Raw genomic sequence first — 20,330 nt, 5'->3', positions numbered from 1 at the left:
CACGAGAAACGCCGGCAGCGATGCCGGCGTTTTTTTTTCGGGCCGCGCTGCCGGTGCCGGACACGGGGGCAGGCGCGGGCGTGAAGGTAAGGCTGGCAGGCGCGCTAAGGTAGACTGGCCCTGCGGCGCGGGCCATGCAGCGAAACGGCGCGCCCGGCCGTCCGACCCGCCCCGAATGGAGCCCCGCATGACAGACCGGCTGCCCGCCGAAGGCCGCGACGCCTACCGGCACTTCACCCCCATCAGTACGCGCTGGATGGACAACGACGTCTATGGCCACGTCAATAATGTGGTCTATTACTCGTGGTTCGATACGGCCGTAAACGGCCTGCTGATCGCCGAAGGCATCGCGAGCGCCGATTCGCCCGAAGCCATCGGCCTGGTGGTCGGCACACAATGCCAATACCACGAGCCGGTATCGTTCCCCACGCCCGTGGAAATCGGCCTGCGGGTGGTCAGGCTGGGCGCCAGCAGCGTCACCTACCGGTTGGGGGTCTTTACCCCCCAACGCTCCGACAGCCATGCCAGCGGCGTATTCACGCACGTTTACGTCGACCCGCATACGCGGCGGCCAGTGGCCGTGCCAGCGCGCCACCGCGAGCGGCTGGCGCGCTACGCCGTGCCGGCCTGAGCCGCAAAACAAAAGGCCGCGAGCATGCTCGCGGCCTTTTTCCAGATACCTGGCCTGCCGGCCGGCTCGTTGCCTAGAACTGGTACGTGTACGTCAGTTGCAGGACGTCGAGCCCCGGATTGGGCCGCTTGATGCTGGCGTTGGAAAAATGCGAATAGCGCAGGCCCAGGCGGTTGTGGGGCGTGACCAGGAAGCCCATGCCGATGTGGTCGCCGAACTGGAACGCCGTGCTGATCCGTTCGTCGGCGAACTTGGTATGGGTGAACGCGGTGGCGCCGATACCGGCTTCGACATAGAAGCGTTCGCTCATCCACCAGCGGAACATCGGGATGGCGTTGAATTGCCAGACATGGCTGGGCGAGCGCGAGCCGTTGGCCGACCAGTAGGCCACGCCGAATTCGCCCGTGAGGTCCACGCGGCCCCAATTGCCATCGGATTTATACAGCTGCAGACCGGGGGTTTCATAAACCAGCTCGGTGCGCTGGTAGTGGTCGCCCACGCCATAGTGCAGGCCGATGCCGCCCTGGGTGCTTTCCTGGGCCTGCGCCGAGCACGCCAGGCCCGCCAGCGACAAGGCGGCCAGCACCGAGCGAAGGATTTTATTATTGGGGTTCAGCATGAATGCTCCTGTGTCTTTTACGCGCCAGTAAACATATCAGAAATTCCGCCGTCATTACCGTCGGCTGTATAAGCCGGACAACAGTCCGGCGGAAAAATCCGACATGCAATGGCGGAAAGCAGGAGGATTCCAGTGCAATATGGAAATATCGCACCGGAACACCCGGGGTCAGGCAGCGACGATGTCGGCCGGCTGGTCGGTCAGCAGGGCCAGCAGGCGGGCGATTTCTTCGCGCAGCTGGCGCCGGTCGACCACCATGTCGATGGCCCCTTTTTGCAGCAGGAACTCGGCGCGCTGGAACCCTTCGGGGAGCTTTTCGCGTACGGTCTGCTCGATGACGCGCGGGCCGGCAAAGCCGATCAGGGCCTTGGGTTCGGCGATGACGACGTCGCCCATGAAGGCGAAGCTGGCCGACACCCCGCCCATGGTCGGGTCGGTAAGCACGCTGATGAACGGCAGCCCCTCGGCCGACAGGCGGGTCAGCATGGCGTTGGTCTTGGCCATTTGCATCAGCGACAGCAGGCTTTCCTGCATGCGGGCGCCCCCGGAGGCCGCCACGCAGATGAACGGGGTTTTGTTGTCCAGGGCCACCTGGGCGCCGCGGGCGAAGCGTTCGCCCACCACCGAGCCCATCGAGCCGCCCATGAATTCGAATTCGAAGCAGGCCACCACCGCGGGCACGCCGCGGATCGAGCCGCTCATGACCACCAGGGCATCGGTCTCGCCGGTTTGCTTCATGGCCTCTTGGACGCGCTCGGGGTATTTGCGCGTGTCCTTGAACTTGAGCGAATCGACCGAGCGGGTGTTCTGGCCGATTTCGACCCGGCCCTCGACGTCGAGCAACGAATCGATGCGGGCCCGCGAGCCGATGCGCATGTGGTGGTCGCACTTGGGGCAAACGTGCAGATTGGCCGCCAGGTCTTCGCTGTACAGCACCGACTCGCAGGACGGGCACTTGACCCACAGGCCCTCGGGCACGCGCCGCGCGCCGCTGTCGCTGGTTTTGTTAATGCGAGGAGGCAGGAGTTTTTCGATCCAGCTCATTGTCTTTTTTCCGTTGGAAGGCAGCGCACGGCGGCTTCAGGCCGGCGGATTGCCTCGTTTGATTTGGTCGAGCGCCTGCCGGATGCCGCCCAGCCACTGCGTGGCGGCGGCCACGGCGGCCTCGGTCTGCTTGCCGGCAGGCGCGGTGGCAACCGCCTGCTCGATGGTTTCGATGAGTTTGCTGCCAATGACCACGGCGTCGGCGACGCGCGCGATATGCTGGGCGCTGGCCGCGTCGCGGATGCCGAAGCCCACCCCCACCGGAACGCTGACGTGGCGCCGGATCAGCGCCAGGCGGGCTGCCACGTCGTCGGTGTTCAGGCTGCCCGCGCCCGTGACACCCTTGAGCGACACATAGTAGACGTAGCCGCGCGCGATGCGGGCCACGGCCTGGATGCGCGCCTCGGTAGACGTGGGCGCCAGCAGGAAGATGGGTGCGATGCCGCAGGCGTCGAGCTGCCCGGCAAAGGCGTCGATTTCTTCGGGCGGGTAGTCGACCACCAGCACCCCGTCGACGCCGGCCTGCTGGGCCGCCTGGGCAAAGGCCTGCTGGCCCATGCATTCGATGGGGTTGGCGTAGCCCATCAGCACCACCGGCGTGGTGGAGTCGTCGCGGCGGAACTGGGCGACCAACTCGAGCACGCGGCGCAAGCCCGTGCCCTGCGCGATGGCGCGCTCGGCGGCGCGCTGGATGACCGGGCCGTCGGCCATGGGGTCGGAGAACGGCACGCCCAGTTCGATGACGTCGGCGCCGGCGTTCACCAGCGCGTGCATGAGCGGCACGGTGGCGTCCGGCGACGGGTCGCCCGCGGCGATGTAGGGAATGAGCGCGGACGCGCGGCCGGTTTCGGCCACACGGGAGAACGCCGCGGCGATGCGATCGGTTCGGGTCGTCATGGTGTCAGAACTGGATGCCCGCGCGTTCGGCGACGGTGTGCATGTCTTTGTCGCCACGGCCCGACAAATTGACCAGGATGATGGTGTCTTTCGGCAGCGTGGGCGCCATTTTGACGGCCTGCGCGATGGCATGCGAAGACTCGAGCGCCGGCATGATGCCCTCGATGCGGCAGCAGTCGTGGAACGCGGCCAGCGCTTCGTCGTCGGTAATGCCCACGTACTGGGCGCGCCCGCTGTCTTTCAGCCAGGCGTGCTCGGGGCCCACGCCGGGGTAGTCGAGCCCGGCCGACACGGAATGGGTTTCCTGCACCTGGCCATCGGCGTTCTGCATGACGTAGGTACGGTTGCCGTGCAGCACGCCCACCTGGCCAGCGGCCAGCGACGCGGCGTGACGTCCGCTGTCCAGCCCCTCGCCGGCGGCTTCGACGCCGATGAGCCGGACATTTTCATGGGGAATGTAGGGGTAGAAGATACCCATGGCGTTCGAGCCGCCGCCCACCGAAGCCACCACGTAGTCGGGCTGGCGGCCGGCGTCTTGGGGCATTTGTTCCAGGCATTCGTTGCCGATGACGGTCTGGAAGTCGCGCACCATGCGCGGGTAGGGATCGGGGCCTGCCACCGTGCCGATGATGTAGAAGGTGTTCTCGATGTTGGTGACCCAGTCGCGCATGGCCTCGTTCAGGGCGTCTTTCAGGGTGCGCGAACCGGACTCGACGGGCACCACCGTGGCGCCCAGCAACTTCATGCGGTACACGTTGGAGGCCTGGCGCCGGACGTCTTCGCTGCCCATGTAGACCACGCATTCCATGCCATAGCGGGCCGCCACAGTGGCGGTGGCCACGCCGTGCTGGCCGGCGCCGGTTTCGGCGATGACGCGCGGCTTGCCCATGTGGCGGGCCAGCAGGGCCTGGCCGATGCAGTTGTTGACCTTGTGCGCGCCGGTGTGGTTGAGGTCTTCGCGCTTGAACCAGATCTGCGCGCCGCCCAGTTCGCGCGACCAGCGGGCCGCGTGATAGACAGGGCTGGGCCGCCCCACGAAGTGCTTGAGCTCGTAGTTGAAAGTTTCGATGAACTTGGGATCGAGCCGGCAATGATCGTAGGCCGCGCGCAGCTCATCGAGCGCGTGTATCAGCGTTTCGGCCACGAACACGCCGCCATATTGGCCAAAATGGCCCTGGGCATCCGGGAGGTCGTAAGGTTTCACCAGTTTCTCCTGGGCTGGCGGCAAACGCACCGTTCGCCGCAAAGCCCGCTTCGCAACCCGTCATTTTACCCGAGCGAACGGGTTGCCAGCCCTATGCCAGCGACTGCCCGAGGCGGCGCAGGAACTTTTCGCAGGCCGCCAGCTGATCCAGCGCGACGTATTCGTCGGGCTTGTGCGCCTGCTCGATATGCCCGGGGCCGCATACGACGGTAGGCACGCCCAGGCCCTGGAACAGCCCCGCCTCGGTGCCGTAGGCCACTTTGCGGGTGGCCCGGTCGTCGGTCAGGGCCCGCGCCAGCTGAGTAATGGCGGCCTCTTCCGAGGCGTCCAGGCCCGGCGCGCTGGCGCCGCTCTGGATATCGATGCGGGCGCCGTCGAACTCGGCGCGCATGGCCGGCAACAGGGTTTCCTGCACATAGCGTTCCACCTGAGCCTGGATCTCGTCGGCCGGCATGCCCGGCAGGTTGCGGAACTCGTACGAGAACTCGCAGCGCTCGGGGATGGTGTTGACCGCGATGCCGCCCTGGATCAGGTTGGTGGTCATGGTGGAATACGGCACGTCGTAGAACTCGTCGTACGGTCCCCTCGCCTTGAAAGTATCCGCCAGTTCGCGGATGCGGCAGATCAGGCGGGCCGCGTACTCGATGGCGTTGCAGCCGCGCGGGGTCAGCGACGAGTGCGCCGCCTTGCCCTGCACGCAGCAGCGGAACAGGTTGATGCCCTTGTGCGCCACCACCACTTGCATGCCGGTGGGTTCGCCCACCACGCAGCCGTCTGGCCGGATGCCGCGCTCGCGCAGCTCCGCCAGCATCACCGGCGCGCCCACGCAGCCGACTTCTTCGTCGTACGAAAACGCCAGGTGGATGGGTTTCTTGCGCGGCATGGCGAGGTACTCGGGCACCAGCGCCAGCGCGGCCGCGATAAAGCCCTTCATGTCGCACGAGCCGCGTCCATACAGCCGGCCGTCGGCCTCGGACAGCACGAACGGGTCGGTGGACCAGGCCTGGCCGTCGACCGGCACCACGTCAGTGTGGCCCGACAGCACGATGCCGCCCTGCTCGCCGCCATCGCTGGCCGGCAGCGTGGCAAACAGGTTGGCCTTGCTGCCGTCGGCGTTGTGCGCCAGCCAGGCGTGCACGCCCTGTGCCTTGAGATTGTCCCGCACGGTCTCGATCAGGCCCAGGTTCGAGTTGCGGCTGGTGGTATCGATGCCAACCAGGGTTTGCAGCCAGGTACGCGTATCCATGATGAGAACTCTCGACGGATAAAACACCGAGTGTAGGACAGAACGGCCGGCGGGCTCAGTGGCGGACCACCGAGGTAACGCCCGGCACTTCGGACAGCGCCGCGAGCGCCTTGCCCAGCGACTCGCCGCCGCGCACTTCAACCGTGAAGATCATGTGGGCCAGCGACTGGCGGCTTTGGGTATTGACGCCCACCACGTTCAGCCGCTGCCGGGCGAAGACTTCGGACAGGTCGCGCAGCAGGCCGGAACGATCGTGCGCGTGCACGCTGATATCGACAGGGTAGAAGGTTTCAGACGTCTTGCCCCAGGCCACGTCGATGACCCGCTCGGGCTCGCGCGCGGCCAGCGCCTGGTAGCTGCGGCAGCCGATGCGGTGGATGGACACGCCGCGGCCGCGCGTGACAAAGCCGGCGATCTCGTCGGGCGGCGCGGGCCGGCAGCAGCGCGCCAGTTGGGTCAGCAACGAACCCACGCCCACCACCAGCACCCCGCTCTTGCCGCTGCGCGCGGCGCTGTCGACGCTGTGCGCATTGGCCAGGTCGGCCGCCTCGGGTTCGGGCTCGGCCGCCGGTTGCTGGAAAACGCTGTCGATCTGGCGCAGGCTGAATTCGTCTTTGGCGGCCGCCACGTACAGGTCATCGGCGCGCGCGAAGCCCAGGCTCTGGGCCAGTTGTTCGAGGTTGACGGCGGTCTTGCCCAGCCGCTGCAGTTCTTTTTCGACCAGCGCCTGGCCCGCGGTAATGCGCTGCTGCAGTTCGATGGCGTTGAACCACATGCGCACCTTGGCGCGCGCCCGGGGGCTGGCCAGGAAGCCCAGCTGCGGATTAAGCCAGTCGCGCGAGGGGCCGCCCGACTTGGCGGCGATGATCTCGACCGTCTGGCCGGTGGCCAGATGCGTCTGCAGCGGCACCATCTGGCCATCGACGCGGGCGCCGCGGCAGCGGTGGCCCAGGTCGGTATGCAGGTGGTAGGCGAAATCGACCGGCGTGGCGCCGGCCGGCAGTTCAATGACGCGGGCCTGCGGCGTCAGCACATAGATGCGTTCTTCGCGCGGCGCGCGGGCGGGCGCGGCGGTCTTGCCACCGCCGGCGCCGCCCGCTTCCATGTCGGTGTTCCAGGCCAGCAGCTGGCGCATCCAGGACAGCTGGCGGTCGTATTCGCTGGAAGCGGCCACCTGCCCGCCCTTGGCGCCGGCCTCTTTATAGCGCCAGTGCGCGGCCATGCCGTATTCGGCGAACTGGTGCATGCCGCGGGTGCGGATCTGCACCTCGAAAGGCCGGCCGTCGTCATCGGCCACCACGGTATGCAGCGACCGATAGCCATTGGGCTTGGGGCGCGAGATGTAGTCGTCGAACTCGTCGGGCAGCGGCGTCCACATGTCGTGCACCATGCCCAGCGCGGTGTAGCAGTCGCGCACGTCGTCGACGATGACCCGCAGGGCGCGCAGGTCGTACATCTGCGAGAACTCCAGCCCCTTCAGGCGCATCTTGTTCCAGATGCTGTAGATGTGCTTGGGCCGGCCGCTGACCTCGGCATGAATCCCGGCCTTGGCCAGCGCCGCCTGCACGCGCTCGATGGCGCCGGCGATGAAGGCCTCTCGCTCCACGCGCTTTTCTTCGAGCAGGCGCGCGATCTGCTTGTAGCGGTCGGGTTCCAGGAAGCGGAAAGCCAGGTCTTCCATTTCCCATTTGACCTGCCAGATGCCCAGCCGGTTGGCCAGCGGCGCGTACAGATCGAGCGTTTCGCGGGCAAAGGCCGGGGTGCACGGCGCCTTCGATTCGGCATGCCAGCGCAGGGTCTGCAGGCGCGAAGCCAGGCGCATCAGCACGATGCGCAGGTCGGCCGCCATGGCCAGCAGCATCTTGCGCTGCATTTCTTTCTGGTCGCCGCTGTCGGCCTCGCTGTCGCTGGCGTGGCGCGCCACCAGACCCAGCCGCAGCAGCGCCCGCGCGCCCTGCACCAGGCGGGCGACCTCGGCGCCGAACTCGGCGGCTATGGGGTCGTTGCGCAGCGGCGGGGCGGGTTGGGTCAGGTCGGCCGGCAAGGCTGCCAGCAAGGCGGCGATGCGCACGGCCACGTCGGTCTGCAGGCCTGCCAGGATGCGCACGGCGCCGGCGGCGTGGCGCGCCAGGGGCTCGCCCGTGACGGTATGCTGGCCGGCAAACTGGGGGGTGGCCCAGGCTACTGCCCGCTCGATGCGCGCCAGGGCATCGGGTTCGAGGCCGGCCCCGGCGGCCTGGCGCCAGGCGTCGTCGAACGGCGTAGACGCATCGGTATCGGGAATTACGGGCATCGCGAACGAAACGGGCCGGCAAGTAAGCGTAAATTTCCTACACTCTACACTAAGCGCAAGCTCGCCGACGCCCGCGCGGCGGGCATGTCCAAGGAACCCAGAGTTATGTTGCGATGGCTGAGAGGCCGGGGGGCCGCCGCCGGGGCCGTGGCCCGGGTGCAGGCCCGCATCGAGCCCGCGCTGTGGGCCCGGGTGCTGCGCACGCACCCCTTCCTGGCGGTGCTCGACGCGGCCGAAGACGGCCAGCTTCTGGCGCGCGCGGCCTGGCTGCTGGCCAGCAAGAACCTCAATGGCGCACGCGGCCTGGAGCCCGACGATTTCATCCGCCTGTCGATCGCCGCGCAGGCGGCGCTGCCTATCCTGAACCTGCCGCCGGCTCTGTACGAAGGCTGGGACGAGATCATCGTCTATCCCGAAGGCTTTTCGATTCCGCGCGTGCGGCAGGACGAGGCCGGCGTGGTGCACGAGTACGACGAGGCCGCCGCCGGCGAAGCCTGGGAAGGCGGCCCGGTGATCCTGTCGTGGGCCGACGCGCTGCCCAATGGCTCTGCCTTCAACGTGGTCATCCACGAATTCGCCCACAAACTGGATCTGTCCTCCGGCCTCGCGGACGGCATGCCCGATCTGGGCGCGCACCCCGGCCTGTCGCCGCGCACCTGGCGGCGCGTGCTGGACGACAGCCTGGACCGCTACATCGCCGCGCTCGACGCCATCGAGGCCGCGATCCCGGCCGACATCGACCCGGAAAGCGAAGCCGCCGACGCCTGGTATGGCCAGTTGCCGTTGGACCCCTACGCAGCGACCGACGAGGCGGAGTTCTTCGCCGTCAGCTCAGAGCATTTTTTTGTCGACCCGGCGCCGCTGGCCCAGGCGCTGCCCGAGTGGTATGGGCTGCTGCAGGCCTATTACCGGCAGGACCCGCTGGCGCGCCTGGCGCGGACCGCCGGGCAGGCGCTGACATGAAGCGCCTGTTGGTGGTGTGGCATTCGCGCACCGGCGCCGCCCGGCAGATGGCCCGCGCCCTGGTGCGCGGGGCGCGCAGCGCGGCCGTTGCCCTGGAGCTGGCCGACCGCCTGCACGTCACGCTGCGCCGCGCCCGATTGGTCGAGCCGGCCGACCTGCTGGCCGCCGACGGCTACCTGTTCTGCGCGCCCGAGAATCTGGCCAGCCTGAGCGGCGAAATGAAAGAATGCTTTGACCGGTGCTATTACCCGGTGCTGGACCAACTCCAGGGCCGGCCCTATGCGTTGGCGATCAGCGCCGGCACCGACGGCGCCGGCGCGGCCCGCCAGGCCGAGCGCATCTGCACCGGCTGGCGCCTGCGCGCGGCCGCGCCCGCGCTGGTCGAGCGCAATGGCGCCCAGACGCCGGAAGCCATCCTGGCGCCCAAGGCCGTGCCGGCCGCCGCGCTGGCGCGCTGCGAAGAGCTGGGCGGCCTGCTGGCGGCCACCCTGCTGGCCGGCGAAGAATGACGCTATAGCCTGCCTGTCAGCAGCATCACGATCAGGACGATGACCACAATGCCCAGCAGGCCGCTTGGGTAGTACCCCCAGCCGCGGCTATATGGCCAGCTCGGAAAGGCCCCGATCAGCAGCAGAATCAGGATGATCAGCAGGATAGTACCCATGGCGTGCTCCTTGTGATTGTCGCGGCGGCCGTCCGGCCGCCTGGCCCCCCTAAGCAAGCGCCGTGCCCGCCCTGGTGCCTTCCCGCGCCCCCCTTTTTCGCCGCCCCGAACTTCACCGCCCCAAAACAAAAGGCCCCCGGAGAAACCGGGGGCCCTGGCGTCTGCCTGCCTGCGGTCGGTCAGCCCACCGCGGCGGTGACGACGATCTCGACCTTGAAGTCGGGATTGGCCAGGCGGGCTTCGACGGTGGCGCGCGGCGGCGCGTTGCCGGGGGCCACCCAGGCGTCCCACGCCTGGTTCATGGCGTCGAACTCTTTCATGTTGGCCACGAAGATCTGCGCCATCAGGATCTTGCTTTTGTCGGTGCCGGCCTCGGCCAGCAGGCGATCAATAGTGGCCAGGACCTGGGCGGTCTGGCCCGCCATGTCCAGCGAGGCGTCGTCGGGCACCTGGCCGGCCAGATAGGCCACGCCGTTGTACACGGCCATGTCGGACAGCCGTTTTTCCACATTGACGCGCTTGATGCTGCTCATCGGAAATCCCCTGAGAGAATGGTTGGAAAAGAAAGAAAGCGGCCGGCCGCGTCAGGCCGGCGGCAACTGGAAGACCTGGCGCAGGTAGGCCAGATAGGCGGGATCGTCGCACATGGTCTTCTCGGGCGCATCGGACACCTTGGCCACCGGCTGGCCATTGCAACGGACCATTTTCATCACGATCTGCAGCGGCTCGTGGCCCAGGTCGTTGGTCAGGTTGGTGCCTATGCCGAACGACACCTTGCAGCGGCCGGCGAACTGCCTGGCCAGCTCGATGGCGCGCGGGAAGGTCAGCGAATCGGAAAACACCAGGGTCTTGGCGCGCGGGTCGACGCGGTTGTTGCGGTAGTGTTCCAACAAGCGCTCGCCCCATACGAAAGGGTCGCCCGAATCGTGGCGCGCGCCGTCGAACAGCTTGCAGAAGTACATGTCGAAATCGCGCAGGAAGGCATCCATGCCGTACACGTCGGACAGCGCGATACCCAGGTCGCCGCGGTATTCCTTGGCCCAGACTTCCAGCGCGAACACCTGCGAGTCGCGCAGCCTCGGTCCCAGCGCCTGGCAGGCCTGCAGGTATTCGTGGCCCATCGTGCCCAGTGGCAGCACATTGTGCCGCATGGCCAGCAGCACATTGCTGGTGCCGGCGAAATGCGCGCCCATCTGGGCTTTCATGGTCGACACGATTTCCTCGTGCCACAGTTTCGAGAAGCGCCGCCGCGTGCCATATTCGGCCACGCGGAAATCGGCCAGGGCGGGGTCGTCGAGCACCAGGTGCATTTTCGACTGCAGGCGCTGGCGGCCTTCGTCCCAGTCGGGGTGGCGACGCGTATTGCGGAAATAGACCTCGTTGACGATGGCCAGCACCGGGATCTCGAACAGGATCGTGTGCAGCCAGGGGCCGGCTACCGTAATGGCGATTTCGCCCGGCTGCTCGCCTTCGCCAATGGAAATGCAGCGCTCGGGCAGATGGAACAGGCCGAGAAAATCGACGAAGTCACTTTTGATAAAACGCAAACTGCCCAGGTACTGCAGTTCTTCTTCAGTAAAACGCAACTGGCACAATGCGTGCACTTCGGCACGGATCTCGTCCAGGTAGGGCCGCAGGTTCACTCCCGGTGTGCGGCACTTGTAACGGTATTCGACTTGCGCAGCCGGAAAGTGATGCAGCACCACCTGCATCATGCTGAACTTGTACAGGTCGGTGTCGAGCAGCGAAGTAATTATCATGATGGCGCGGTTCGGGCGCGGTTCGTTTCGTCACACCATAGCATAAGCAGCCCGCCGCCTCTGCCCGGCCACGGCACTACCCCGGCAAGGGTTATGGTCGCCCCGCACCGCCGCATATGGGTAAAATCCTTCAAAGGTTAAAAAGCTGTTGCTTGTCTGCGGAGTTCCCGAATGACCCACGTCGTTACCGAAAACTGTATCAAATGCAAGTACACCGATTGTGTCGACGTGTGCCCGGTGGACTGTTTCCGTGAGGGGCCGAACTTCCTCGTCATCGACCCCGACGAATGCATCGATTGCGCGGTCTGCATCCCCGAATGCCCGGCCAACGCCATTTATGCCGAAGAAGACGTCCCCCAGGATCAGGTTCAGTTCATTGCCCTGAACGCCGAACTCACTCCCGAATTCGCTCCCATCAGCCGCGCCAAGAAGCCGCTGCCCGACGCCGACGAATGGAACGGCGTGCCGGACAAGCTGCAACACCTGGAAAAATAGGCCGGCCCTGGCGCCGCCCGCCGCCGCGCCCGCCCTGCTTAGCTGATGACCGATTCCAAGTACACGCGCCAGACCGTCACCGGGATTCATACCTGGGTGCCGGGCAAGCTGTTCTCGCTACGCGTCACGCGCGACCCGGCATTCCGGTTCCAGGCCGGGCAATTCGCCCGGGTGGGCCTGCCGGCCGCCGACGAGCCCGACGCGCCGCCCACCATATGGCGGGCCTACTCCATGGTGTCGGCGCCGCACGAAGACTGGCTGGAGTTCTATTCCATCGTGGTGCCCGAGGGCCTGTTCAGCCCGCGGCTGGCCCGGCTGCAGCCCGGCGACGCCCTGTACATCGAGAAAAACCCGTTCGGCTTCCTGACCATCGACCGCTTCGCCCCCGGCGGCGACCTGTGGCTGCTGGCCACCGGCACGGGACTGTCGGCCTACCTGTCCATGCTGCGCGACCCGGCCACCTGGCAGGCCTTCCGGCGCATCATCCTGGTGCACGGAGTGCGTACGGCCAGCGAACTTGCCTACCGCGACGAAATCCAGCAATGGCATAAGCAGCCCGCCTATGCCTCGTACTTCCAGCAAGACCCCCTCAAGCTGCTCTACCTGCCCATCGCCACCCGCGAGGCCCTGCCCGGCGCGCCCCAGGAACGGTTGACCACGCTCATTGCCGACGGCCGTCTCGAACAGCTGGCCGGCGCAAGCCTCGACCCGCAGCAGTCCAAGATCATGCTGTGCGGCAATCCGGCCATGTTGTCCGACGCCCGCAAGCTGCTGGCCGAACGCGGCTTCGCCCCGGGCCGGCGCGGCATTCCCGGCAACCTGGCCGTCGAAAACTACTGGTAGGCCGGCCCTCGGCCGCCCTGGCGGTCGCTTTTTCACAACAGAATCGGCCCGATTGGTACCGTATTGCCAGACAGATTGGATATATCCTTACACGCGTTGGTAATAATCCGTCACCGTCCAGCCTAGGATCTTCGTCGACATGCTGTATCACCTGCACGAACTGCAGCGGGCTTTCCTGACGCCCTTTGCCGCATTCACCGATGCCAGCTCGCAGTTGTTTTCCAACCCGTTCAGTCCGCTGGCCTACACGCCCCTGTCGCGGCAACTGGCGGCCAGCTGTGAACTCATGCACCGGCTGGGCAAGGAATACCAAAAACCCGCGTGGAACCTGCCGTCTACCCGCATCGACGGCCGCGAGGTGCGCGTGACCGAATCGGTGGCGCTGGCAAAGCCCTTCTGCCGCCTGCTGCATTTCCAGCGCGCCGCGCGCCGCGCCGATCCGCGCGTGCTGCTGGTGGCGCCGCTGTCCGGCCACCATGCCACGCTGCTGCGCGACACCGTGCGCGCCCTGCTGCCCGCCCACGACGTATACGTGACCGACTGGCTCGACGCGCGCATGGTGCCGCTGTCGCACGGCCCGTTCCACCTCGACGACTACGTACATTACATACAGGAATTCATCCGCCACCTGGGGCCCGACGTGCACGTCATATCGGTATGCCAGCCCACCGTGCCGGTGCTGGCCGCCATTGCCCTCATGGCGTCCAACGACGACCCGCTGCAGCCCCGCAGCATGGTGATGATGGGTGGCCCCATCGATCCGCGCCAGTCGCCCACCCAGGTCAACCGGCTGGCCACCACCAAGCCCTACTCCTGGTTCGAAACCCAGCTGATCGACACCGTGCCCGCCCGCTACCCCGGCGCGGGGCGCCGCGTATACCCCGGCTTCCTGCAGCACGCCGGTTTCGTCGCCATGAATCCCGACCGGCACCTGAAGTCGCATTACGACTTCTACCTGGACCTGCTGCGCGGCGACGACAGCGACGCGGCCGCGCACCGGCGCTTCTACGACGAATACAACGCGGTGCTGGACATGCCCGCCGAGTTCTACCTGGACACCATCCGCACGGTGTTCCAGGAATTCCGCCTGCCCAACGGCACCTGGGAAATCGGCGGCCAGGCCGTACGGCCGGCCGATATCAAGAAAGTCGCCCTGCTCAGCATCGAGGGCGAACTGGACGATATTTCCGGCCAGGGGCAGACGCGCGCGGCCATCGGCCTGTGCCGCGGCATTCCGGCCGCCCGCAAGCGTCACTACACCGCACCGGGCTGCGGCCACTACGGCATTTTCTCGGGCCGGCGCTGGCGCGAGATGATCTGTCCTAAAATCGCGGAATTCATCCGCCAGGCATAGTACCGGCGTACACGGGCCGCCCCGGCCCGTACCTGCTTCACGTTCCATGCCCTGTCTTTCCCTTGCCGACCGTATCGACGCCCTGCTGCCGCAGACGCAGTGCACCAAGTGCGGCTACGACGGCTGCCGGCCCTACGCCGAGGCCATCGCCACGGGCGACGCCCCCATCAACCGCTGCCCCCCGGGCGGCGACGACGGCATCGCCGCGCTGGCGGCGCTGCTGGACACGGCCGCGCTGCCACTGGACCTGACGCGTGGCGCGCCCGGCCCGCTTACGGTGGCGCGCATCGACGAAGCCCACTGCATCGGCTGTACGCTGTGCATTCGGGCCTGCCCGGTGGATGCCATCGTGGGCGCCAACAAGCGCATGCACACCGTGCTGGCCGACTGGTGTACCGGCTGCGACCTGTGCGTGGCCCCCTGCCCCGTCGATTGCATTGATATGGCGCCGGCCAGCCGGGCCTGGTCGGCCGCCGACGCGCAGGCGGCCCGCCAGCGCCACCAGGCCCGCCAGGCGCGGCTGGCGCGCGACTCGGCCGACAACGCGCGCCTGATGGCCGCGTCCGCCGAACCCGCCGCCGCGCCCCGCCCGGCCCCTGCCCATTCGGGCGACGATGCGCGCAAGCGCGCCGCCATCGAATCCGCCCTGGCCCGCGCCCGGGCCCGACGCTCTGCCACGCCCACATGAACGCCGCCAAGCGCCAGGCCATTTTCGCCCGCCTGCAAGCCGCCAACCCCCACCCGACCACCGAACTCGAATACGACACGCCGTTCCAGCTGTTGATCGCGGTGCTGCTGTCGGCCCAGGCCACCGACAAATCGGTGAACCTGGCCACGCGCAAGCTGTTCCCGCGCCACGGCACGCCCGAAGCCATGCTGGCGCTGGGCGAAGACGGCCTGGCCGAGTACATCAAGACCATCGGCCTGTACCGCACCAAAGCCAAGAACGCCGTCGCCACCTGCCGCCTGTTGCTCGAACGGCATGGCGGCGAGGTGCCGCAGACGCGCGAAGCGCTGGAGGCCTTGCCCGGGGTGGGGCGCAAGACGGCCAACGTGGTGCTGAACACCGCCTTCGGCCAGCCCACCATGGCGGTGGACACCCACATATTCCGCGTCGCGAACCGCACCGGCATCGCGCCGGGCAAGAACGTGCTGGAAGTCGAGCACAAACTGGAAAAATTTGTACCGGCTGAATACATGCAAGATGCCCATCATTGGCTGATTCTGCATGGCCGCTACGTCTGCGTGGCGCGCAAGCCGAAATGCCCGCAATGCGGCATTGCGGACCTCTGCGAGTTCAAGCAAAAGACCCTGCTGTAATAGGGGTTCATGCGCGCATTGTCGGCTGCCCGACAATCGGCCATACCGCAGCGCAATACCTATGAAAAACCCTCATGGCATTTTGAGGGATAGGTCCGCATACTCGCCGGCAACTCTTAAAAAATATAACGCTGGTGGCGCGGATATGGATGACATTATCCTGGAGACAAAAGGCCTTACCAAAGAATTCCTGGGCTTCGTTGCCGTCAACGGAGTCGATCTGCGCATCAAGCGCGGGCAGATCCACGCACTCATCGGCCCCAACGGCGCCGGCAAGACCACCTGTTTCAACCTGCTGACCAAGTTCCTGGCCCCCACGTCGGGCCATATCTTCTTCAATGGGCACGACATCACCGGCGAACGTCCGGCCCAGATTGCGCGACGCGGCATCATTCGCTCGTTCCAGATCTCGGCCGTGTTTCCGCACCTGACCGTACTGGAAAACGTGCGCATCGGCCTGCAGCGCAAGACCGGCCTGTCGTTCCATTTCTGGCGCAGTGAAAAGCAACTGTCCAGGCTCGACTCCGCGGCCCGCGAGCTGCTCGAACAGGTCGACCTGGGCGCCTTCGCCGACGAAACCACCATCAACCTGCCCTACGGGCGCAAGCGCGCGCTGGAAATTGCCACCACGCTGGCCATGGAGCCCGAGCTGATGCTGCTCGACGAGCCCACCCAGGGCATGGGCCACGAAGACGTCGACCGCGTCACCCAGCTGATCAAGCGGGTCAGCCAGGGCCGCACCATTCTGATGGTCGAGCACAACATGAACGTCGTGTCCTCCATCGCCGATACCATCACCGTACTGGCGCGGGGCTCCGTGCTGGCCGAAGGGCCCTACGCCGAAGTGTCGCGCCATCCCGCGGTGATGCAGGCGTACATGGGCACCACCGAGGGGGAATTGCAAGGAGCACACGCATGAGCACCCCGGCTCTGGAAATCTCCGGCCTACAGGCCTGGTACGGCGAATCGCACATCCTGCACGGTGTCGACCTGCGGGTCGCGCAGGGCGAAGTGGTGACGCTGCTGGGGCGCAACGGCGCCGGCCGCACCACCACGCTGCGCGCCATCCTGGGCCTGACCGGCACGCGCAAGGGTTCGGTGCGCATCCACGGCACCGAGGCCATCGAACTGCCCACCTACAAGATCGCCCATCTGGGCGTGGGCTACTGTCCCGAAGAGCGCGGCATCTTCGCCAGCCTGTCGTGCGAAGAAAACCTGTTGCTGCCGCCCGCGGTGGGCGGCGCGCTGGGCGGCGGCATGTCGCTGGCCGAAATCTACGACATGTTCCCCAACCTGCACGAACGCCGCAACTCGCCGGGCACGCGCCTGTCGGGCGGCGAGCAACAAATGCTGGCGGTGGCGCGCATCCTGCGTACCGGCGCCAACCTGCTGCTGCTCGACGAAATATCGGAAGGCCTGGCGCCTGTCATCGTGCAGGCGCTCGCGCGCATGATCACGGCGCTGAAACAGCGCGGCTACACCATTGTGATGGTCGAGCAGAATTTCCGCTTCGCCGCCCCGCTGTCCGACCGCTTCTACGTCATGGAGCATGGGCAGATCGTCGAGCACTTCGAAGCCAGTGAACTTCAAGAGAAACAGGATACGCTCAACGAATTGCTGGGCGTATAGGAATCCTGTCATTCGCCGCCCCGGCGGCATCCCCACAGAGAAGCAAAGGAGTCATCCCATGAAGCTGCATCACATCACTGCCGCGCTGGCCCTGGCCGGCCTGGGATTTGCCGGGCTACCCGCCCAGGCGCAAGGCATCTCCGGCGACGTCATCCGCATCGGTTTCATCACAGACATGTCCGGCGTGTATTCCGACATCGACGGTCCGGCTGGCGTGGAGGCGATCCGCATGGCTATCGCCGACGCGGGCGGCGAGATCAACGGCAAGAAGATCGAACTGGTCACGGCCGACCACCAGAACAAGGCCGACATTGCTTCCAGCCGCGCGCGCGAGTGGTTCGACCAGGAAGGCCTCGACATGCTGGTGGGCGGCACCAACTCGGCCACCAACCTGGCGATGGCGGCCGTCGCGGCCGAAAAGAAAAAGCCCTTCATCGCCATCGGGCCGGGCGCCTCTGACCTGACCAACGCGCAGTGCACGCCTTATACCGTGCACTATGCCTACGACACCGTCGCGCTGGCGCGCGGCACCGGGTCGGCAGTGGTGAAGAACGGCGGCAAGAGCTGGTTCTTCCTGACCGCCGACTACGCCTTCGGCCACGCTCTCGAACGCGACACCACCGCAGTGGTGAAGGCCAACGGCGGTGAAATCAAGGGCGCCGTGCGCGCGCCGCTGTCGACCGCCGACTTCTCGTCCTTCCTGCTGCAGGCGCAGGCCTCCGGCGCGCAGATCCTGGGCCTGGCCAACGCGGGCGGCGACACCATCAATTCGATCAAGGCCGCCAACGAGTTCGGCGTCACGCAGACCATGAAAATGGCCGGCCTGCTGGTCTTCATCAACGACGTGCACTCGCTGGGCCTGAAAACCACGCAGGGCATGTACCTGACCACCGGCTGGTACTGGGATCAATCCGACGCCGCGCGCGCCTGGGCCAAGAAGTTCGAAGACAAGGTCAAGCGCAAGCCCTCCATGCTGCAGGCGGGCGACTACTCGTCCGTGTCGTTCTACCTGAACGGCGTGAAGGCCACCGGCACCGATGATGGCGACGCGATCATGAAGTGGATGAAGTCGAACAAGATCAACGACTTCTTCGCCACGAACGGCTACGTGCGCGAAGACGGCCGCATGATCCACGACATGTACCTGATGCAGGTGAAGACCCCCGAAGAATCGAAGGCGCCGTGGGACTACTACAAAGTCGTGGCCACCCTGCCTGGCGACGAGGTCTATACCAAGCCCTCGGAATCGACCTGCAAGATCTTCAAGCAGTAATCCGCTGAAGCTGTCCGGCGCGCCCGTGCCCATCCGGCCGGGCCGCGCCGCGAACGAACACGCCTCTATCCGAACGCGCAGGATTCTCCCGACATGATTGACCTCTTCGGCATACCCATACAGGCCTTGCTCGGACAGCTGCTGCTGGGCCTGGTCAACGGGTCCTTCTACGCCATGCTGTCGCTGGGTTTGGCGGTCATCTTCGGACTGCTGAACGTCATCAACTTCGCCCACGGTTCGCTCTACATGCTGGGCGCCTTCGTCGCCTGGATGGGGCTGTCGTACCTGGGCCTGAACTACTGGGTCATGCTGATTCTCGCCCCCCTGGTGGTGGGCCTGTTCGGCATCGTGATCGAAAAACTGCTGCTCAAGCACCTGTACAAGCTCGACCACCTGTACGGCCTGCTGCTCACTTTCGGCCTGACGCTGCTAATCGAGGGCCTGTTCCGCAGCATCTACGGCGTATCCGGCCAACCCTACCCCACGCCTGACCTGCTGCGCGGCGCCACCAACCTGGGCTTCATGATCCTGCCCAACTACCGGGGTTGGGTCGTGGTGGCCTCGATCACCGTCTGCATGGCCACCTGGTTCATCATCGAACGCACCCGCCTGGGCGCGCTGTTGCGCGCCGGCACCGAGAACCCCAAGCTGGTCGAGGCATTCGGCGTGAATGTCCCCCGCATGGTGACCCTGACCTACGGCTTCGGGGTGGCGCTGGCCGGCTTTGCCGGCGTGCTGGCCGCGCCGGTGCTGCAGATTTCGCCCCTGATGGGTTCGAACCTGATCATCGTGGTCTTTGCCGTGGTGGTGATCGGCGGCATGGGTTCCATCCTGGGCGCCATTCTCACCGGCCTGGGGCTGGGCGTAGTCGAGGGCCTGACCAAGGTCTTTTGGCCCGAGGCCTCCAGCACGGTCGTGTTCATCATCATGGCCATCGTCCTGTTGCTCCGCCCCGCCGGGCTGTTCGGAAAAGAGAAATGAATCGCCAATTGCTGAGCTACGCGGCGGCGGCCATCGTCGTGGCCATCCTGCCGTTCCTGGGCGTGTATCCCATCTTCGCCATGAAGGTGATGTGCTATGCGCTGTTCGCCTGCGCCTTTAATCTGCTGCTGGGCTACACCGGCCTGCTGTCGTTCGGCCACGCGGCCTTCCTGGGCAGCGCCGCGTACGCGGCCGGCCACGCGCTGAAAGTATGGGGGTTTCCCACCGAACTGGGCCTGATTTTCGGCACCGCCGTGGCGGCGCTGTTGGGCCTGGTGATCGGCCTGCTGGCCATCCGCCGCAGCGGCATCTATTTCGCCATGATCACGCTCGCCTTGGCGCAGATGGTGTTCTTCTTCTTCCTGCAGGCGCACTTCACCGGCGGCGAAGACGGCCTGCAGCGCGTGCCGCGCGGCACGCTGCTGGGCTTCATCGACCTTCGCAACGACCTGAACCTGTATTACCTGGTGATGGCAATCTTCGCCATCGGCTACTTCGTGGTGTGGCGCACGGTGCACTCGCCGTTCGGCCAGGTGCTCAAGGCGCTGCGCGAAAACGAGCCGCGCACCTTGTCGCTGGGCTACGACGTCGACCGCTTCAAGCTGCTGGCCTTCGTGCTGTCGGCCGCCATTGCCGGCCTGGCCGGCGCCACCAAGACCCTGGTGTTCGTGTCGGCCACCTTGTCCGACGCCACTTGGCAAATGTCGGGCCTGGTGATCCTGATGACCCTGATCGGCGGTCTGGGCACGTTGGTAGGGCCTATCCTGGGCGCTTTCATCGTGGTGCTGCTGGAAAACAAAGTGGGCGACTTCGGCCGCTTCATGGCCGACCTTACCGGCAGCAGCTGGTTCCTGCGGCTGGGCGAATCGGTCACGATTGTCATCGGCCTGATCTTCATCATCTGCGTGCTGGCCTTCCGGCGCGGCATCGTGGGCGAATGGCTGGCCTTCATGGAGCGCCGCCGCGCGCGCTTAACGCGCGCTTAATCCACATCGCGGGCTGGCGGGCGCCCTTGCCGGGCGCCTGGCCTGCGCCGGACCCGCAGACACCATTGCTGAGACACCCGTGGCATATAGCGGTGTCAGCATCCGCGAAGCCCGACACCCCGCCGCTG

22 protein-coding genes are annotated in these 20,330 nt (G+C 66.3%); 13 read left to right on the top strand and 9 right to left on the bottom strand.

Annotated elements, in window-relative coordinates; all coding sequences use genetic code 11:
- The first annotated feature begins 187 nt into the window (after positions 1-187).
- Complete coding sequence (locus tag BPET_RS08855) at positions 188-631, top strand: acyl-CoA thioesterase (protein WP_041862819.1); 444 nt, start codon at positions 188-190, stop codon at positions 629-631.
- 73 nt (positions 632-704) lie between these two features.
- Here BPET_RS08855 and BPET_RS08850 read toward each other — a convergent pair whose 3' ends face one another.
- From BPET_RS08850 to BPET_RS08825, 6 genes are all read right to left on the bottom strand, one after another.
- Positions 705-1,250, bottom strand: coding sequence for an acyloxyacyl hydrolase (locus BPET_RS08850; protein WP_012248663.1), 546 nt, complete (start codon positions 1,248-1,250; stop codon positions 705-707).
- 168 nt (positions 1,251-1,418) lie between these two features.
- Complete coding sequence (gene accD, locus BPET_RS08845) at positions 1,419-2,294, bottom strand: acetyl-CoA carboxylase, carboxyltransferase subunit beta (protein WP_012248662.1); 876 nt, start codon at positions 2,292-2,294, stop codon at positions 1,419-1,421.
- 36 nt (positions 2,295-2,330) lie between these two features.
- Entirely contained in the window at positions 2,331-3,191 is an 861-nt protein-coding gene (trpA, locus tag BPET_RS08840) for a tryptophan synthase subunit alpha (RefSeq protein ID WP_012248661.1), read from the bottom strand.
- Between the two features lie 4 nt (positions 3,192-3,195).
- The gene (trpB, locus tag BPET_RS08835) at positions 3,196-4,395 is read right to left on the bottom strand and encodes a tryptophan synthase subunit beta (protein ID WP_012248660.1); all 1,200 of its coding nucleotides are present in this window, start codon (positions 4,393-4,395) and stop codon (positions 3,196-3,198) included.
- A gap of 91 nt (positions 4,396-4,486) precedes the next feature.
- Entirely contained in the window at positions 4,487-5,641 is a 1,155-nt protein-coding gene (argE, locus tag BPET_RS08830; protein WP_012248659.1) for an acetylornithine deacetylase, read from the bottom strand.
- 55 nt (positions 5,642-5,696) lie between these two features.
- The gene (locus BPET_RS08825) at positions 5,697-7,934 is read right to left on the bottom strand and encodes a RelA/SpoT family protein (protein WP_012248658.1); all 2,238 of its coding nucleotides are present in this window, start codon (positions 7,932-7,934) and stop codon (positions 5,697-5,699) included.
- A gap of 105 nt (positions 7,935-8,039) precedes the next feature.
- On the opposite strand from BPET_RS08825, the gene BPET_RS08820 reads away from it, so the two are divergent.
- Together BPET_RS08820 and BPET_RS08815 are read left to right on the top strand one after the other, a co-directional pair.
- A complete protein-coding gene (locus tag BPET_RS08820) occupies positions 8,040-8,897 on the top strand; it encodes a M90 family metallopeptidase (RefSeq protein ID WP_012248657.1) in 858 nt (285 codons plus the stop codon).
- Positions 8,894-9,406, top strand: a complete 513-nt coding sequence (locus BPET_RS08815; protein ID WP_012248656.1) for a flavodoxin family protein — start codon at positions 8,894-8,896, stop codon at positions 9,404-9,406. Before BPET_RS08820 ends, BPET_RS08815 begins: the two co-directional genes overlap by 4 nt.
- A 2-nt stretch (positions 9,407-9,408) precedes the next feature.
- On the opposite strand, the gene BPET_RS25930 is transcribed toward BPET_RS08815, so the two are convergent.
- From BPET_RS25930 to pncB, 3 genes are all read right to left on the bottom strand, one after another.
- Positions 9,409-9,561, bottom strand: a complete 153-nt coding sequence (locus tag BPET_RS25930; protein ID WP_012248655.1) for a DUF3309 domain-containing protein — start codon at positions 9,559-9,561, stop codon at positions 9,409-9,411.
- 179 nt (positions 9,562-9,740) lie between these two features.
- Positions 9,741-10,094 (bottom strand): RidA family protein, encoded by a 354-nt coding sequence (locus BPET_RS08805; RefSeq protein WP_012248654.1) that lies wholly within the window; start codon positions 10,092-10,094, stop codon positions 9,741-9,743.
- A gap of 51 nt (positions 10,095-10,145) precedes the next feature.
- The gene (pncB, locus tag BPET_RS08800; protein WP_012248653.1) at positions 10,146-11,321 is read right to left on the bottom strand and encodes a nicotinate phosphoribosyltransferase; all 1,176 of its coding nucleotides are present in this window, start codon (positions 11,319-11,321) and stop codon (positions 10,146-10,148) included.
- Positions 11,322-11,492: 171 nt separating this feature from the next.
- Between pncB and fdxA the strand changes: the two genes are divergently transcribed.
- From fdxA to BPET_RS08750, 10 genes are all read left to right on the top strand, one after another.
- Positions 11,493-11,816, top strand: coding sequence for a ferredoxin FdxA (gene fdxA, locus BPET_RS08795; RefSeq protein WP_012248652.1), 324 nt, complete (start codon positions 11,493-11,495; stop codon positions 11,814-11,816).
- Between the two features lie 45 nt (positions 11,817-11,861).
- On the top strand, positions 11,862-12,659 hold the full coding sequence (locus tag BPET_RS08790) for a ferredoxin--NADP reductase (RefSeq protein WP_012248651.1): 798 nt from the start codon (positions 11,862-11,864) through the stop codon (positions 12,657-12,659).
- Between the two features lie 139 nt (positions 12,660-12,798).
- The gene (locus BPET_RS08785) at positions 12,799-14,013 is read left to right on the top strand and encodes a polyhydroxyalkanoate depolymerase (RefSeq protein WP_012248650.1); all 1,215 of its coding nucleotides are present in this window, start codon (positions 12,799-12,801) and stop codon (positions 14,011-14,013) included.
- A 46-nt stretch (positions 14,014-14,059) separates the two neighbouring features.
- Positions 14,060-14,701 (top strand): electron transport complex subunit RsxB, encoded by a 642-nt coding sequence (gene rsxB, locus BPET_RS08780; protein ID WP_012248649.1) that lies wholly within the window; start codon positions 14,060-14,062, stop codon positions 14,699-14,701.
- A complete protein-coding gene (gene nth, locus BPET_RS08775; protein ID WP_012248648.1) occupies positions 14,698-15,333 on the top strand; it encodes an endonuclease III in 636 nt (211 codons plus the stop codon). The genes rsxB and nth overlap by 4 nt, the downstream gene beginning before the upstream one ends.
- A gap of 145 nt (positions 15,334-15,478) precedes the next feature.
- Positions 15,479-16,252, top strand: a complete 774-nt coding sequence (locus tag BPET_RS08770) for an ABC transporter ATP-binding protein (RefSeq protein ID WP_012248647.1) — start codon at positions 15,479-15,481, stop codon at positions 16,250-16,252.
- On the top strand, positions 16,249-16,962 hold the full coding sequence (locus BPET_RS08765) for an ABC transporter ATP-binding protein (RefSeq protein WP_012248646.1): 714 nt from the start codon (positions 16,249-16,251) through the stop codon (positions 16,960-16,962). Before BPET_RS08770 ends, BPET_RS08765 begins: the two co-directional genes overlap by 4 nt.
- A gap of 58 nt (positions 16,963-17,020) precedes the next feature.
- On the top strand, positions 17,021-18,235 hold the full coding sequence (locus BPET_RS08760) for an ABC transporter substrate-binding protein (RefSeq protein ID WP_012248645.1): 1,215 nt from the start codon (positions 17,021-17,023) through the stop codon (positions 18,233-18,235).
- Between the two features lie 93 nt (positions 18,236-18,328).
- Positions 18,329-19,216: a branched-chain amino acid ABC transporter permease gene (locus BPET_RS08755; protein WP_012248644.1), complete on the top strand. Its 888-nt coding sequence runs from the start codon at positions 18,329-18,331 to the stop codon at positions 19,214-19,216.
- The gene (locus BPET_RS08750; protein WP_012248643.1) at positions 19,213-20,202 is read left to right on the top strand and encodes a branched-chain amino acid ABC transporter permease; all 990 of its coding nucleotides are present in this window, start codon (positions 19,213-19,215) and stop codon (positions 20,200-20,202) included. Before BPET_RS08755 ends, BPET_RS08750 begins: the two co-directional genes overlap by 4 nt.
- Positions 20,203-20,330: the final 128 nt, after the last annotated feature.

This window comes from Bordetella petrii (assembly GCF_000067205.1).
Taxonomy (GTDB): domain Bacteria; phylum Pseudomonadota; class Gammaproteobacteria; order Burkholderiales; family Burkholderiaceae_B; genus Bordetella_A; species Bordetella_A petrii.
The sequence above is the reverse complement of the archived record's forward strand: the minus strand, read 5'-3'. Positions and strand labels throughout refer to the sequence as shown.

Excerpts from the sequence above, each read along its gene's own strand:
- BPET_RS08770 (WP_012248647.1), top strand. The coding sequence starts at position 15,479 with ATGGATGACATTATCCTGGAGACAAAAGGCCTTACCAAAGAATTCCTG.
- BPET_RS25930 (WP_012248655.1), bottom strand. The coding sequence starts at position 9,561 with ATGGGTACTATCCTGCTGATCATCCTGATTCTGCTGCTGATCGGGGCC.
- rsxB (WP_012248649.1), top strand. The coding sequence starts at position 14,060 with ATGCCCTGTCTTTCCCTTGCCGACCGTATCGACGCCCTGCTGCCGCAG.
- BPET_RS08815 (WP_012248656.1), top strand. The coding sequence starts at position 8,894 with ATGAAGCGCCTGTTGGTGGTGTGGCATTCGCGCACCGGCGCCGCCCGG.
- pncB (WP_012248653.1), bottom strand. The coding sequence starts at position 11,321 with ATGATAATTACTTCGCTGCTCGACACCGACCTGTACAAGTTCAGCATG.
- BPET_RS08750 (WP_012248643.1), top strand. The coding sequence starts at position 19,213 with ATGAATCGCCAATTGCTGAGCTACGCGGCGGCGGCCATCGTCGTGGCC.
- BPET_RS08790 (WP_012248651.1), top strand. The coding sequence starts at position 11,862 with ATGACCGATTCCAAGTACACGCGCCAGACCGTCACCGGGATTCATACC.
- BPET_RS08855 (WP_041862819.1), top strand. The coding sequence starts at position 188 with ATGACAGACCGGCTGCCCGCCGAAGGCCGCGACGCCTACCGGCACTTC.
- BPET_RS08785 (WP_012248650.1), top strand. The coding sequence starts at position 12,799 with ATGCTGTATCACCTGCACGAACTGCAGCGGGCTTTCCTGACGCCCTTT.
- accD (WP_012248662.1), bottom strand. The coding sequence starts at position 2,294 with ATGAGCTGGATCGAAAAACTCCTGCCTCCTCGCATTAACAAAACCAGC.
- argE (WP_012248659.1), bottom strand. The coding sequence starts at position 5,641 with ATGGATACGCGTACCTGGCTGCAAACCCTGGTTGGCATCGATACCACC.
- BPET_RS08820 (WP_012248657.1), top strand. The coding sequence starts at position 8,040 with ATGTTGCGATGGCTGAGAGGCCGGGGGGCCGCCGCCGGGGCCGTGGCC.
- BPET_RS08850 (WP_012248663.1), bottom strand. The coding sequence starts at position 1,250 with ATGCTGAACCCCAATAATAAAATCCTTCGCTCGGTGCTGGCCGCCTTG.
- fdxA (WP_012248652.1), top strand. The coding sequence starts at position 11,493 with ATGACCCACGTCGTTACCGAAAACTGTATCAAATGCAAGTACACCGAT.
- BPET_RS08805 (WP_012248654.1), bottom strand. The coding sequence starts at position 10,094 with ATGAGCAGCATCAAGCGCGTCAATGTGGAAAAACGGCTGTCCGACATG.
- BPET_RS08760 (WP_012248645.1), top strand. The coding sequence starts at position 17,021 with ATGAAGCTGCATCACATCACTGCCGCGCTGGCCCTGGCCGGCCTGGGA.
- BPET_RS08765 (WP_012248646.1), top strand. The coding sequence starts at position 16,249 with ATGAGCACCCCGGCTCTGGAAATCTCCGGCCTACAGGCCTGGTACGGC.
- nth (WP_012248648.1), top strand. The coding sequence starts at position 14,698 with ATGAACGCCGCCAAGCGCCAGGCCATTTTCGCCCGCCTGCAAGCCGCC.
- BPET_RS08755 (WP_012248644.1), top strand. The coding sequence starts at position 18,329 with ATGATTGACCTCTTCGGCATACCCATACAGGCCTTGCTCGGACAGCTG.
- trpA (WP_012248661.1), bottom strand. The coding sequence starts at position 3,191 with ATGACGACCCGAACCGATCGCATCGCCGCGGCGTTCTCCCGTGTGGCC.
- BPET_RS08825 (WP_012248658.1), bottom strand. The coding sequence starts at position 7,934 with ATGCCCGTAATTCCCGATACCGATGCGTCTACGCCGTTCGACGACGCC.